The sequence below is a fragment of the Jeotgalibacillus marinus genome (assembly GCF_040801915.1).
Lineage (GTDB): Bacteria > Bacillota > Bacilli > Bacillales > Jeotgalibacillaceae > Jeotgalibacillus > Jeotgalibacillus marinus.
The window spans coordinates 1-14,713 of the sequence record NZ_JBFMIA010000001.1 but is presented as its reverse complement, the minus strand read 5'-3'; the positions used below and the strand labels follow the sequence as shown (position 1 = coordinate 14,713).

The 14,713-nt window shown below is 39.1% G+C and carries 15 protein-coding genes; all 15 read left to right on the top strand.

Features of this window, described 5'->3' with window-relative positions; all coding sequences use genetic code 11:
- Positions 1 to 3: 3 nt before the first annotated feature.
- The 15 genes from bshB1 (at position 4) to AB1471_RS00005 (ending at position 14,503) form a co-directional block, all read left to right on the top strand.
- Positions 4 to 708, top strand: a complete 705-nt coding sequence (gene bshB1 / locus AB1471_RS00075) for a bacillithiol biosynthesis deacetylase BshB1 (RefSeq protein ID WP_367777476.1) — start codon at positions 4 to 6, stop codon at positions 706 to 708.
- Positions 705 to 1,847, top strand: a complete 1,143-nt coding sequence (gene bshA / locus AB1471_RS00070) for an N-acetyl-alpha-D-glucosaminyl L-malate synthase BshA (RefSeq protein WP_367777475.1) — start codon at positions 705 to 707, stop codon at positions 1,845 to 1,847. The genes bshB1 and bshA overlap by 4 nt, the downstream gene beginning before the upstream one ends.
- Positions 1,844 to 3,052 (top strand): CCA tRNA nucleotidyltransferase, encoded by a 1,209-nt coding sequence (locus tag AB1471_RS00065; RefSeq protein ID WP_367777474.1) that lies wholly within the window; start codon positions 1,844 to 1,846, stop codon positions 3,050 to 3,052. The genes bshA and AB1471_RS00065 overlap by 4 nt, the downstream gene beginning before the upstream one ends.
- The gene (locus AB1471_RS00060; protein WP_367777473.1) at positions 3,022 to 4,014 is read left to right on the top strand and encodes a biotin--[acetyl-CoA-carboxylase] ligase; all 993 of its coding nucleotides are present in this window, start codon (positions 3,022 to 3,024) and stop codon (positions 4,012 to 4,014) included. The genes AB1471_RS00065 and AB1471_RS00060 overlap by 31 nt, the downstream gene beginning before the upstream one ends.
- A 211-nt stretch (positions 4,015 to 4,225) precedes the next feature.
- Positions 4,226 to 5,065, top strand: coding sequence for a 3-methyl-2-oxobutanoate hydroxymethyltransferase (gene panB / locus AB1471_RS00055; RefSeq protein ID WP_367777472.1), 840 nt, complete (start codon positions 4,226 to 4,228; stop codon positions 5,063 to 5,065).
- Complete coding sequence (panC, locus tag AB1471_RS00050; protein WP_367777471.1) at positions 5,062 to 5,913, top strand: pantoate--beta-alanine ligase; 852 nt, start codon at positions 5,062 to 5,064, stop codon at positions 5,911 to 5,913. Before panB ends, panC begins: the two co-directional genes overlap by 4 nt.
- Positions 5,913 to 6,299: an aspartate 1-decarboxylase gene (panD, locus tag AB1471_RS00045; RefSeq protein ID WP_367777470.1), complete on the top strand. Its 387-nt coding sequence runs from the start codon at positions 5,913 to 5,915 to the stop codon at positions 6,297 to 6,299. Before panC ends, panD begins: the two co-directional genes overlap by 1 nt.
- A 35-nt stretch (positions 6,300 to 6,334) precedes the next feature.
- Positions 6,335 to 9,121, top strand: coding sequence for an ATP-dependent DNA helicase DinG (gene dinG, locus AB1471_RS00040; RefSeq protein WP_367777469.1), 2,787 nt, complete (start codon positions 6,335 to 6,337; stop codon positions 9,119 to 9,121).
- Between the two features lie 74 nt (positions 9,122 to 9,195).
- Positions 9,196 to 9,366, top strand: a complete 171-nt coding sequence (locus AB1471_RS00035) for a YpmA family protein (protein ID WP_367777468.1) — start codon at positions 9,196 to 9,198, stop codon at positions 9,364 to 9,366.
- 12 nt (positions 9,367 to 9,378) lie between these two features.
- Positions 9,379 to 9,858, top strand: a complete 480-nt coding sequence (locus tag AB1471_RS00030; protein WP_367777467.1) for a cell wall elongation regulator TseB-like domain-containing protein — start codon at positions 9,379 to 9,381, stop codon at positions 9,856 to 9,858.
- A 15-nt stretch (positions 9,859 to 9,873) separates the two neighbouring features.
- The gene (locus AB1471_RS00025) at positions 9,874 to 11,076 is read left to right on the top strand and encodes a pyridoxal phosphate-dependent aminotransferase (protein WP_367777466.1); all 1,203 of its coding nucleotides are present in this window, start codon (positions 9,874 to 9,876) and stop codon (positions 11,074 to 11,076) included.
- A gap of 81 nt (positions 11,077 to 11,157) precedes the next feature.
- Positions 11,158 to 12,450, top strand: coding sequence for an asparagine--tRNA ligase (gene asnS / locus AB1471_RS00020; protein WP_367777465.1), 1,293 nt, complete (start codon positions 11,158 to 11,160; stop codon positions 12,448 to 12,450).
- 174 nt (positions 12,451 to 12,624) lie between these two features.
- A complete protein-coding gene (locus AB1471_RS00015) occupies positions 12,625 to 13,323 on the top strand; it encodes a DnaD domain-containing protein (RefSeq protein WP_367777464.1) in 699 nt (232 codons plus the stop codon).
- A 15-nt stretch (positions 13,324 to 13,338) separates the two neighbouring features.
- Positions 13,339 to 14,001 carry an endonuclease III gene (gene nth, locus AB1471_RS00010; protein ID WP_367777463.1) on the top strand — a complete coding sequence of 221 codons (663 nt, stop codon included), beginning with the start codon at positions 13,339 to 13,341 and terminating at the stop codon, positions 13,999 to 14,001.
- A complete protein-coding gene (locus tag AB1471_RS00005) occupies positions 13,988 to 14,503 on the top strand; it encodes a YpoC family protein (protein ID WP_367777462.1) in 516 nt (171 codons plus the stop codon). The genes nth and AB1471_RS00005 overlap by 14 nt, the downstream gene beginning before the upstream one ends.
- The last annotated feature ends 210 nt before the right edge of the window (positions 14,504 to 14,713 follow it).

The window sequence follows — 14,713 nt, the reverse complement described above, 5'->3', positions numbered from 1 at the left end:
GAGATGAAGCAACAAATAGATATCCTTGCCATTGGCGCTCATGCAGACGATGTGGAGATTGGCATGGGAGGAACGATTGCAAAATGGATACATAGAGGAAAACAGGTTGTCATTTGTGATTTGACAGAAGCAGAGCTTTCTTCAAATGGTACACCCAATCTGAGAAAAGAAGAAGCACAACATGCAGCAAAAATACTTGGTGTAGGGAAACGAATCAATTTACGTTTTCCTGATCGTGGAATTACTGGTTCACACGAACAAATTAAAGCAGTAGTCAGAGTGATCCGACAGTATCGACCGCGTGTCATTTTTGCTCCTTATCATATTGATCGCCACCCCGATCATGGTCACACGTCCCGTCTAGTCCGAGAAGCAGTTTTCTCAAGTGGGATCCACCGCTTTCAAACAGGAGAAGAGGACCAAGCACATATAGCGACGCTGAATTATTATATGATTAACGGTATACATACCCCTCATTTCGTCGTCGATATTTCAAACGAGAGGGATCAAAAAATGGATAGTTTACTCGCATATAAAAGCCAATTTCGACCAGACAATGGCGTTATAACCCCGCTAACGGACGGGTATACAGATGCAGTCATGGCGAGAGATCGCTTGTTTGGAAAGGAAGTAGGGGTACAATTTGCAGAAGGCTTTATGACGACAAAACCTGTTGTGATTGATCACGACCTTTTAGGAGAAAAATGATGAAATTAAAAATTGGTATTACATGTTATCCAACGGTAGGAGGATCTGGTGTTGTTGCAACGGAGCTTGGGAAGTTGCTTGCAGAAGAAGGGCACGAAGTTCATTTTATTACATCTAGCATTCCGTTCCGTTTAAATAAAATGTATTCAAATATATACTTTCATCAAGTGGAAGTAAATAATTATTCAGTTTTTCAATATCCTCCGTACGATATTGCACTGGCCAATAAAATGGCGGAAGTGATTAAACGTGAAAATCTCGATATTTTACATGTACATTATGCGATTCCGCATGCAGTTTGTGCCATTTTAGGCAAACAAATTGCGAAGTCTTCTGTAGGGATCGTTACAACTCTCCATGGAACCGATATTACTGTACTTGGATTTGATCCATCCCTAACGGATGCAATTCGTTTTGGAATTGAACAATCCGACCGAGTGACGGCGGTTTCAAACTCGTTAGCAAAACAAACGCATGAGTTAATTTCACCAGACAAATCCCTTGATGTCATTCATAATTTTATCGATGAACGAGTGTATCGAAAAGTATCAGCTCCCTCGTTGAAGCAAGATTATAAAATTGCTAAAGATGAAAAAGTGTTGATCCATGTGTCTAATTTCAGAGCAGTAAAGCGAGTCGGAGATGTTGTTGAGTCATTTGCAAAAGTAAGAGAAAAAGTGAATGCAAAGCTGTTACTCGTAGGGGATGGTCCAGAGATGTCTACCATTTGTAAAAAGGTGACTACATTAGGAATTGCAGACCACGTCTTGTTTTTAGGCAAACAAGACAATTTGGAAGCCCTTTATTCAATCAGTGATGTCATGTTGTTGCTCTCTGAAAAAGAAAGTTTTGGTCTTGTAGCACTTGAGGCAATGTCGTGTGGAGTGCCTTGTATTGGTACAAATGTAGGTGGCATTCCTGAGCTTATAACCGACCGTAAAAACGGCATAATTTGTGAGGTTGGAGACATTGTTGGAGTCGCTAGAAAAGCAGTGGAACTGTTAAATGATCCTTTATTATATGAAGCATTATCGCGTCAAGCGCTATTGTCGGTTCAACAAGATTTTCATTCAAGCAAAATCGTTAAAAAATATGAAGACCTATATGCTGAGGTTTTGAGAAATAAGGTGTTAAGATGATTGTACCGAAATCGTTTTCTGATGCGCTCCCTGTATTAAAAAAGATTACGGACCATGGTTATGAAGCTTATTTCGTTGGTGGTTGTGTTAGAGATTTACTACTCCAACGGGACATAAATGATGTCGACATCGCTACTTCCGCTACCCCTGATGAAATTAAGCAAATGTTTACAAAAACAGTGGATGTAGGAATTGAGCATGGTACGGTTTTAGTCCTACATGAAGGTGAAGGTTTTGAGATAACAACGTTTCGTTCTGATAGCACATACACGGACCATCGTCGACCAGACGAAGTAACGTTTATTCGAACATTGGAAGAAGACTTAAAGCGAAGAGATTTTACGATGAATGCCATGGCGATGTCGCCATCATTTGAACTTGTCGATCCTTTTCAAGGGCAGAAAGATCTTACTGCCCGTATTATTCGAACAGTGGGAAAAGCAACTGAACGATTTCAAGAAGACGCACTACGGATGCTTCGTGGGGCGCGTTTTGCAGCTCAATTAGACTTTACGATTGAAGAGGAGACGTTGAAAGCGATGTTTTCGTGTAGTTCACTTCTTTCACATGTAGCAGTAGAGCGCAAACGGATGGAAATGGACAAGTTGTTAAGCGGACCAAAGGTTTCCAAAGGACTTTATTATTTGGAAAAAGCAGACTTGGTCAAATCAATGCCTTATTTTCCTCTGGACTCTAAAGGATGCGAATGTGTAACGAATATAACGCTTGACCAATTAAACATACAGCAACGGTGGGCAGTTGTAATTATTGTGCTTGAAATCGAAGATCCAGTGAAGTTTTTAAAACAATGGCGGCACTCAACAAAACGAATCAGACATGTTACGAGTCTTGTTGAACTTTTTTATGCTCGAAAAAAACAACCATTTACACCGTACAGTTTGTATAAAACGGGTCTAGAAATGGCGAAAGAAGCGGAACAGTTATTTTCAATTATTGAAATGGTAAAAGATGAAGGAAAGCTACTGGAAAACTTGTGGAACGCGTTGCCAATCAAAACCAAAAGCGAATTGCAAGTAAACGGCAAGGATATTTTAAGCTGGATAAACCGGAGCAGTGGCCCTTGGCTTGGTTCCATTCTCAATGAAGCTGAACAAGATGTTATTGAAGGAAAAGTAAAAAATAATTCAAGTGAACTTAAAAAGTGGGTGACACAATGGCATCAAAAATACGAAAATCAGTATTAGTTTCCTTATCATCTCATCAAGATGTCTATTTGTCTGGGCAACAACTTGCAGACGAAGCAGGTTGTTCAAGAACGGCTATCTGGAAGCATATCGAAGAACTGAGGAACGAAGGATTTACAATTGAATCACGCAGAAAAAAAGGTTATCGTCTCGTAGGAAGAAGTGATCAACTTACAGAAAACGATATTTTACTTGGTCTAGAAACGAAAACATTTGGTCGTAATGTTGTGTATTTTGATTCAGTCGATTCAACGCAAAAAATTGCACACCAACTCGCTCAAGATCAAGCACCAGAAGGAACGCTAGTAATCGCTGAAGAACAAAAGACGGGTAGGGGAAGAATGGCTAGAGCTTGGTATTCTCCAAGCGGTACTGGAATTTGGATGAGTGTATTACTGCGCCCAACGTTACCACCACAAAAAGCACCGCAATTTACGCTTATTACAGCTGTGGCCGTCGTCCAAGCAATCCAGGATGTATGTGATATTCAAGTGGAAATAAAATGGCCGAATGACATATTAGTAAACAATCGAAAAATAACAGGCATTTTAACGGAACTTCAAGCAGATAGTGAGCAAATTCATTCGTTAATAATAGGAATTGGTATGAATGTCAACCAACAAACAGATGATTTTCCAGAAGAATTATTGGATATTGCAACATCTCTTTCCATCGCAAAAGGCGAGATTATTTCGCGTGCCAAAGTTGTGCAACATGTGATGTTTCATTTAGAGAGGTACTACAAGATATACATGGAAAAAGGTTTTGCACCGATCAAGTTGCTATGGGAAAGCTATGCACTGTCGATTGGCAAACATATAACAGCACGTACGATGAATGGAACACTTACTGGGATTGCATTAGGGATTACCGATGAAGGTGTATTGCTTTTAGAAGATGAAAATGGCACGATACATCAGATTTATTCTGCAGATATTGAATGGAGTTCAAAAAATCTCTAAAAAGAGTGAAAATCTGCTATACTAACGGTGGGCAGTATCAAATGAACTGCACCTTGTCATGGCCAATTTTATAACCCGTTCTGCCTTGATCCGATTTGTGACAGGGACAGAGGATCGAAACAATGAAAGAGTATGTAGAATCCTTCTGTCTATACGGAGGATTTATTTTTCGTGTTTCGTTACCCTCTGAATGATAAAGGAGGAGTAAACGATGAAGAAGACAACTGATTTTTTGAAAATGAAACAAATGAATGAAAAAATTACAATGGTGACAGCTTATGATTATCCAGCCGCAAAAATTGCTGAAAAAGTAGGAATGGATATTCTTTTGGTGGGTGATTCATTGGGAATGGTCGTACTCGGTTATGACTCAACGGTTCCCGTTACATTAGATGACATGATCCACCACTCAAAAGCGGTTAAGCGCGGAGCTCCAAATACGTTTATCGTCGTTGATATGCCATTCATGACGTATCATATGTCGAAAAGTGAAACGTTAAAAGCCGCCGCCAGATTGATGCAAGAAACAGGGGCGCATGCTGTGAAGGTGGAAGGTGCAAAGGATGTTATACCAATGATTCAAGCATTAACAAATGCAGGTATCCCTGTCATGGCACATTTAGGGCTGACTCCTCAAACAGCTGGTGTATTAGGAGGGTTTAAAGTCCAAGCAAAAACAGCTGAGCAAGGAAAGCAACTTGTAGAAGACGCAATCAGTTGTCAACAAGCAGGTGCATTTGCCGTTGTATTGGAATGTATTCCTCAGCAAATTACTGAGCAGGTCACCACCCAATTATCTATTCCAACAATTGGGATTGGTGCAGGCCCTCTAGCAGATGGACAAGTCCTTGTTTATCATGATTTAATTGGTTTTGGAGATCATAAATTAGCTAAATTCGTAAAACAGTATGCAAACGTGTATCCTGAAATGGAAAAAGCATTGCAACATTATATAGAAGAAGTGAAAAATGGAGAATTCCCTCATCAAGAGCATTCATTTAATATGAAAGAAGAAGAGCGAGTTGCATTGTACGGAGGATTGAATCGGTGAAAATTGTGTTATCAAGTAAAGAGATGCAAGGATTTTCAAAAGAATTAATTCGACAAAATCAAACGATTGGCTTCGTGCCAACAATGGGATTTTTACATGAAGGTCATTTATCACTAGTTGACCAATCGACAAAAGCTTGTGATGTAACGGTGATGAGTATTTTCGTTAACCCATTGCAATTCGGTCCAAATGAGGATTTTGATCGCTATCCAAGAAACATTGAGCAAGATATAGAACTTGCGAGGCGAGCGGGTGTAGATTTTCTTTTTTGTCCAACTGTAGATGATTTGTATTCAAAAGAATTGCCAGTTACGATGACAGCTACCAAAAGAACGAATGTGTTGTGTGGAGCCTCAAGACCTGGTCATTTTGATGGTGTTGTTTCTGTCTTAACGGTGTTATTTAACATTGTTCAACCACAAAAAGCTTTTTTCGGACGAAAAGATGCACAGCAAGTAGCGGTCGTTCAAGGACTAGTTGATGCGTATCATTTTCCTATAGAAGTAATTGCAGTTGATACCGTTCGGGAAGAAGATGGACTAGCAAAAAGCTCCCGCAATGTTTATTTAACAGACGAAGAGCGACAACAAGCGCCAATGTTGTCACGTGCATTAAATAGTGCTGCTGAGGCGTTATCCGGCAAGTCAATTGAACAGACGATCGATGACATGACCTCTTTTCTTAAAGAAACGACAAGTGGAAAAATCGACTATATTCAAATTTTACACTACCCAGAGCTTGAACCAGTTGTTGAAAAAAAAGGCGAAATAATTATTGCACTGGCTGTACAGTTTGCTCATGCGCGGCTAATCGACAACATTGTGTTAACGTTAAAGGAGGAAAAATAATGTTTCGTACTATGATGAGCGGCAAGATTCATCGTGCACGTGTAACAGAAGCAAACTTAAATTATGTTGGTAGCATAACAATTGATGAAGATATATTAGATGCTGTAGGCATGTATGCAAATGAAAAGGTACAAATAGTTAATAACAATAACGGTGCTCGCTTTGAAACGTATATAATAAAAGGTAAACGAGGCAGTGGCGTAATGTGCGTTAATGGTGCAGCAGCAAGGCTTGTTCAAGAAGGTGACGTAATTATTGTCATTTCTTATATGATGGTACCTAATGAGCTTGCATTGGAGCATAAACCAAAGGTAGCTATCATGAACGAACATAATGACATCGTCGACATGATTAACCACGAACCAGAAGCTACAATCATGTCCTAATTGAATTGGTAAAAGACGCAAAGGTTGTGACGGCAATGTTAAATAACAAAATGGCTGTTGTGGACATTGAAACCACAGGGAATGCTGCAAAAAAAGGCGATCGCATTATGCAAATTGCGATTGTCTTAATAGAAAACAATGAAATCGTTGATACCTATTCATCATACGTAAATCCTCAACAGCCCATTCCGCCGTTTATTGTAGAATTAACAGGTATTACAAATCAAATGGTAAAAGAAGCGCCACTTTTTCATTTAATTGCTCCTGAGATCAAGAAACGATTAGAAGGGGCTGTTTTTGTTGCGCATAATGTTCATTTTGACTTGCCGTTTATTCAAACAGAGATGCAAGAAGCAGAATTTCCAGAGTGGCAAGGGTCCATTATCGACACGGTTGAACTTGCTAGGATTCTTCTTCCTACCACAGACAGCTTTAAGCTAACTGAATTAACTGCGCAATTTGCTTTGTCACATGACCGTCCTCATCAAGCGGATAGTGATGCACTTGCGACAGCTCATTTACTTATTCAGTTTATCGATAAACTGAATGAGCTCCCGCTTGTAACGATTGAAAAAATGCAACACTTAGCCGTTCATTTAAAAAGTGATATTGCTCTTTTACTAACGAGTATGATTCGAGGTAAACGAAAAAACATATGTAATTTGCGAGAGGATATTGAAGTCGTACGAGGGATTGCTCTTAAAAAGGATCCTCTATTGAATGACAAAGAAAAATACTCAGAAACCAAAGAGATGAAAGTCCAATCCATTTTACAGAAAGCATTCCCACATTATGAAAAACGTGAAGCACAGCTTGACATGATGAATCAGGTAGATGAATCACTCCAAAAAGGAATTCATTTAGCCGTTGAAGCAGGAACGGGTGTAGGAAAATCGATGGCCTACATTTTACCTGCAGTAAAGTATGCAAAAAAAGGCAATCGAGTAGTGATTAGCACCCAAACAGTCCAGTTGCAGCAGCAAATCTTACAAAAAGAAGCAAGGCTGATTGAGCAACAGTTGGATGGAGATATACAATTTGCCTTATTAAAAGGGCGCAGACATTATTTACATTTGTTTAAGTTTGAGCAAGCTCTAGCTGAAGATGAAGCGCAGTATGATGTGATTTTAACAAAAATGCAGTTGTTAACGTGGTTGACTGAAACATCAAACGGTGATGTAGACGAATTGAATCTGACCAGTGGGGGGCGCTTATTTTGGAATCGGATTCGACATGACGGATGGTTTTTAGGAGAAGAGAACGATCCTTGGAAGGAAAAAGATTTCTATTTACGTGCTCTTAACAAAGCGAACAATGCTCAAATCGTGATCACAAATCATTCCATGCTCGTACATGATACGAATAGAAAGCAACCCCTCATTCCCAAACATGATTATCTCGTCATTGATGAAGCACATCATTTTGAAGACACATGCAGGAGACAATGGGGTCAACAGCTTGATTATATGAATTTAAAGTATACCATTGGTCAATTGGGTGGAGACAATCAAGATTTATTAGTCGGGCGATTGAGCAAATTACTTGATCAACTAAATGAATCAAAAAACAGCAAGAAAATGACAGATGAATTTATATGTGATCTTAGCGCAGAAGCGGATGCATCTTTTCAACAACTTAGTAGCCTATTAAAGTCATCCTCATCGGTAAGACATGGAACACAAAAATACACGTTGCAGCTAACACAGGATGTTAAGAGTTCTTCCTATTGGAAAGGCGTGGGTTATGCGTTTGAACGTTTACTCTCACATATGAAACAAGTAGATCGCGTCTTACAACATAATTTAGATCTAGCGAAAAAAAGCACAAAAAAACTAACGGATGCCAAGAAAGCATTAACAGAAGAGATTTATTCATTTTTGTTGGTGTGGTCAGAATGGATGGATGCGATCCGGTTATTTTTTCTTAAAAATGAAGAAGATCGTGTTATGTGGCTAGAAGGTGACTTACGCTCACTTCCAGGAAGCTTGACCTTAACTTCCCGAAGCATACATGTGCAACAAGAAATCAATGATCATTTTTTCACACAAAAAAGATCAGTCATCCTAACGAGTGCAACACTTACTGTTGATGGCTCCTTTCAGTTTTTTTTATCTGGTCTAGGAGTTGACAAAGCGACCATCAATTGCGTTATTCATCCTTCACCGTTTGACTATAAACAATCTGTACGCCTGATGGTACCAAAAGATTTACCCGATATTAAGTCCGTTTCACAAGAAGAATACGTGGAAATGGTCACAGATCATTTGATTGCGATGGGGCAAGCGACAAAAGGCAGAATGCTTGTTCTGTTTACTTCTCATGAAATGCTTCGGCATACGTATGAACTAATGAAAGATAGTGGACTGATGGAAGACTTTGTATTGATGGCTCAAGGGATTACGAATGGAAGTCGTACGAAACTTACCCGGAATTTTCAACGTTTTGACAAAGCGATTTTGTTCGGTACGAGTAGTTTTTGGGAAGGCATTGACATTCCGGGAGAAGATTTGTCGTGTTTAGTCATGGTCCGCTTGCCGTTTTCTCCGCCAGATGAGCCGTTAACAAAAGCTCAATCGGATGAAGTGAAACACAACGGAGGCAATCCATTTTTAGAAGTATCACTTCCTAAAGCTGTGATTCGATTTCGCCAAGGGTTTGGTCGACTCATTCGACATGAACAGGACCGTGGACTGATTGTTGTTTTTGATAGACGTTTGATTATGACTTCTTATGGAGACCATTTTTTATCATCAATCCCATCCATTCCAATCGAAGAGAGAGAATTAAATTCTATAGTAAAAGAAATTGACCATTGGCTATAAAAATACAAAATCAATGCAATAAAACTGTTATAATAAATGAGGGAATAGCCTAAAAGAAATCGGAGTGATCGTATATGGAAAGTAAAATCGAAGTGTTATCGACCGTAACCATTCAAAAATCCTCTGATCTTTATAAAATCGTCGATCAACTCAATCGAACATTAAAAGATCGAGATTTAATGTTCGGATTGGCGTTGGATAAAGAGGATCAAGAAAAGGCTGTAATTACTATATATCGTACATAAAAGAGGGATTACATGAAGAAATGGTTTGTCATTGTGTCCTCGTTGATTGTTGTATGTATTCTCACTTTTTGTGTGACAGTCTATGTCATAGCAAGAGAACCCCTTAACTCAATCATCGAAGAAGGAGAATCTGTGGCGAAAGAAGAATTTCAACTGAAATCAATTGAGGATTCTTATGTATACAATGGTTCTCAATCCTACACGGTTGTAATTGGCAACACAGCTGAAGAAGAATCGCTGGTTGTATTTTTGCCCATGGAGGCAGAAGGTAAGATGGTTACGCGATTAGTTGATGAGGGCATTTCAAAGGATGAAGTGTTAGATATGCTTTATAAGGAGGATGCCCCTTCTAAAATCGTGTCAGCCAAAATTGGCTATGAAAGCGTTGGACCGATCTGGGAAATTATTTATTTAGATCAAGAAAAAACGTTGAACTACTACTATGTTAATTTTGATGATGGTGAGTATTGGAAAAAGATAAGTAACCTTTAAGGAGTGGATCAATAGATGAAACAGTTACTAGCAAATCGAGTGAAAGCCTTAACCCCTTCAACCACATTAGCTATTACGGCAAAGGCAAAAGATCTTAAAGCGCAAGGCAAAGATGTCATTGGGTTAGGTGCTGGAGAACCAGATTTTAATACGCCTAATCACATCATCGAAGCAGCCTATGAGTCAATGAAAGCAGGTGAAACAAAATACACACCTGCAGCTGGCACCGCTGAGTTAAAAAATGCGATCATCCTGAAGTTTAAAGATGATCAAAAAATTAACTATCAAGCGAACGAAATATTTGTTGGTAGTGGAGCAAAACATGTTTTATATTGCTTATTCCAAGCGATTTTAAACGAAGATGATGAGGTAATCATACCGATTCCATACTGGGTGAGCTACCCAGAACAAGTTAAACTTGCAGGTGGCAAGCCGGTATACATCGAAGGCAAAGAAAGCAATGAATATAAAATCACACCAGATCAATTAAAAGCAGCTATATCAGAGAAAACAAAAGCGATCATATTAAATTCACCGAGTAATCCAACCGGCATGATTTATTCAAGAGATGAGTTACAAGAAATTGGTGAGATATGTGTTGAAAAAGGTATTTTAGTTGTATCAGATGAAATTTATGAAAAACTTACGTATGGTGATAATCAACATCTTTCCATTGCATCGGTTTCTGATCAATTTAAAAAACAGTCAGTCGTCATAAACGGTGTTTCCAAGTCTCACTCCATGACTGGATGGAGAATTGGCTATGCTGCTGGTGATCAATCAATCATTAAAGCGATGACTAATCTTGCAAGTCATTCAACTTCAAATCCAACGACAACTGCTCAATTTGGTGCGTTAGCTGCTTATACTGGCACCCAGCAACCAGTTGAAGATATGAGAGTGGCATTCGAAGAACGCTTAAATAAAGTGATCGACACAGTGAATGCCATTCCAGGATTTCGTTGTCTAAAGCCACAAGGTGCTTTTTATTTGTTCCCAAATGTAAAAGAGGCAGCAACTGCATGCGGTTTCGAGACGGTAGACGACTTTGCTACTGATCTACTGGAACAAGCAAATGTTGCAATAATTCCAGGTTCAGGTTTTGGTGCTAATGATAATATTCGACTATCTTACGCAACAGATTTAGCGTCTCTTGAAACGGCGATAAAGCGCATTTCAACGTATGTAGAAAATCATTATTCTTTGACAAAGAATTGAATGACGGCTTGATCAAAGGTATAATAAGGAACGTATTTACATCGGTTAGTAAAAGGAACAGTATATTTGGAGGGAATTAGTGTGAAAACAACAATTGGACAAGTAAGTCAGTCTGTTGGTCAAGAAGTGACCATCGGTGCATGGCTCGGTAATAAACGGTCTAGCGGTAAAATTGCTTTTTTACAACTTCGTGATGGGTCAGGATTTATTCAGGGAGTGGTTGTAAAAAGTGAGGTAGGGGATGAAATTTTCCAAAAAGCAAAATCGTTAACACAAGAATCATCTCTCTATGTAACAGGAGTCGTTCAAGAAGATGAACGTTCACCATTTGGCTATGAATTACAAGTTAAGGATATTAATGTACTCCATGAAGCCGTAGATTATCCGATTACACCTAAAGAACATGGCACTGAATTTTTGATGGATCACCGCCACCTATGGTTGCGTTCAAATCGTCAGCATGCTGTAATGAAAATTCGTAACGAAATTATTCGTGCCACATATGAATTTTTTAATGAAAATGGTTTTGTAAAAGTGGATCCACCAATTTTAACAGGCAGTGCGCCTGAAGGAACATCAGAACTTTTCCATACTAAATATTTTGACGAAGATGCTTATTTATCTCAAAGTGGACAATTATATATGGAAGCGGCAGCGATGGCTCTAGGAAAAGTGTTTTCATTTGGTCCAACGTTCCGTGCTGAAAAATCGAAAACTCGCCGTCATTTAATTGAATTTTGGATGATTGAGCCTGAAATGGCATTTTACGAGTTTGAAGATAACCTTGTAGTACAAGAAGAATACGTGTCGTTCATCATTCAATCAGTATTGAAAAGCTGTAAGCTTGAATTAACACGTCTTGGTCGTGATACGTCTGTACTTGAAAACATATCAGCACCATTCCCGCGTGTTCATTACGATGATGCAATTAAGTTCTTACACGAAAAAGGATTTACTGACATCCAATGGGGGGATGATCTTGGTGCTCCTCATGAAACAGCCATTGCCGAAAGCTATGATAAGCCGGTATTCATTACTCATTACCCAACGAGTTTGAAGCCTTTTTACATGCAGCCGGATCCAACGCGTGAAGACGTTGTCCTTTGTGCTGACTTAATTGCACCAGAAGGATATGGAGAAATTATTGGTGGGTCTGAACGTATTCACGACCTAGATCTTCTTAAGCAACGTTTAGACGAACACAAACTAGATCCTGAAGCATATAAGTGGTACACGGAATTACGTCAATACGGTTCTGTACCTCATTCTGGATTTGGTCTAGGACTTGAACGTACGGTTGCGTGGATTAGTGGAGTAGAGCACGTACGTGAATCCATTCCATTTCCTCGTTTATTGAACAGATTATATCCTTAAAAATTAGAAGTGCTTACGCCACCTTACGAACATAACGTGGGGCTTAGCTGCTCTTGAAGCAGACTTCTGAATAAAGTTGTTCGTTTTATCAATAGGTTAAGAAATAAAAATGACCGGACGCGCTTAAATAAGCTGTTCGGTCATTTTTCAACCAGAGAAATAGGAGGTGGGATCATGGAACAATCAATCCCATGGCAACAATGGATTAAAGAAGGGCAGGTTTCAATTCCAGCAATCCTTCTAAAAAATTATTCATTATTAGGAATCAATGAAACGGAATGTATGATGTTAATACACATCCATACGTATATCGAAAAAGGAAATTCATTTCCAACCCCAGAAGAGCTATCTAACCGGATGACACTTTCAGCTTCAGAATGTTTTTCAGTAATACAAAAGTTGTTAAAAAAAGGGGTACTAGGGATCGATCAATCTTCAGTCAAAGATGTCCGGGAGGAAAGTTATTCGCTTTTACCACTTTGGAACACGCTGATGAACAAGCTCATAAAAGAACAGCAACATGAAAAGTTAACGAACACTCTGCAGGCCCAAACTGATCTCTTTACACTATTCGAACAAGAATTCGGTCGTCCATTATCTCCTCTTGAATGTGAAACACTTGCGATGTGGATCGACAAAGATAACCAAAGCCCCACTCTAATAAAAGCAGCGTTACGTGAAGCTGTTATTTCGATGAAACTAAATTTTCGTTATATTGACCGAATTTTATTCGAATGGAAAAAGCAAGGAATCGAAACAGTTGAACAAGCAAGAAAACAAAGCGAGAAATTTAGACAACCTCAAAAACAAGAATTAGCACAGGATAAACCGACAACTAAAAAGGTTCCTTTTTATAATTGGTTAGAAAAATAGGATAGGAGCGCATCCATGCTTACTAAAGCGAACATACGCTATTGCTTAGACGAAATGGAAAACTTATTCCCAGACGCTCATTGTGAACTTGTACATGAAAATCCTTTTGAATTAACGATTGCTGTATTGCTTTCTGCACAGTGTACAGATGTGCTAGTTAATAAAGTGACAAAAAATTTATTCGAAAAATATAAAACACCTGAAGATTATTTAGCAGTATCGTTAGACGAACTGCAAAATGACATTCGGTCGATCGGGCTTTTTCGAAATAAAGCAAAGCATATCCGCAATCTGTGTGAGCGATTGATTGAACATTATGGTGGTGAAATTCCAAGAGAGCACGCTGAATTAACGACGTTGCCAGGGGTGGGGAGGAAAACTGCGAATGTTGTTGTATCTGTCGCTTTCGGAGAGCCTGCAATCGCTGTAGATACCCATGTGGAGAGAGTGTCAAAAAGACTAGGAATTTGTAGATGGAAAGACTCCGTTATGGAAGTTGAAAAAACATTAATGAGGAAAATTCCTAAAGAAGAATGGTCGGTTAGCCATCATCGATTAATATTCTTTGGACGTTATCATTGCAAAGCTCAATCTCCTAAATGTGACGTTTGTCCATTACTTATCGTTTGTAGAGAAGGGAAGAAGCGGATGAAGGGGCAGATGAATGAACAAGGGTAGTATCACACTTGCTGATCGTTACATGCATCCTCTTTTTTTCAAAGAACAAGAGGTGGAGCTGCCTCGAAATGGTGAAGAACATGCCCTTTATAGCCCACTTTTTCAGCCGGATCTGCAAGCTACTTATCATGGCTATAACCCGCCATGGGAGTCATTTGAGAATTGGTTAGAAATATTGCTTAATGAGTGGAATTTACTGAAAGAAGAGCTTCAACCATTATTCGAAGTTCGAAGCAAAGAAGCAGAGCCGTTAATGGTGAAAGGTTTATCACTCTTTTATATGATGATCTACTGGTCAAACGGTAGAGCAGTTGATTTGAATAATTGGGAGACTTCGATTAAAGAACTCCAAGTATCCTTTGTTAATCCAGTTGAAAGATTATCATTCATCATCAACCGGCCAAGCATGTATTTCTCTTATAGACAATTGGATGAAATTTTCACGGAGCTTCATAAAGCGATAGCAAAAAATCAGATGATAAAGAACAGAAAACGCACCTAGCAATATGCTAAGTGCGTTTTTCTTATTGTGTAGCAACGCATGCGGTTAGTTCCTCAAGGAGCTAGCCGCTTCTGCTTTTGTTCAAGGAGACACCTGATAGGCGATCTCTTAAAGTGTATCTTCGCCACCATCACCTGGTCCATCACCTGGTTCATCATCACCTGGTTCATCATCACCTGGTTCATCATCACCTGGTTCATCATCACCTGG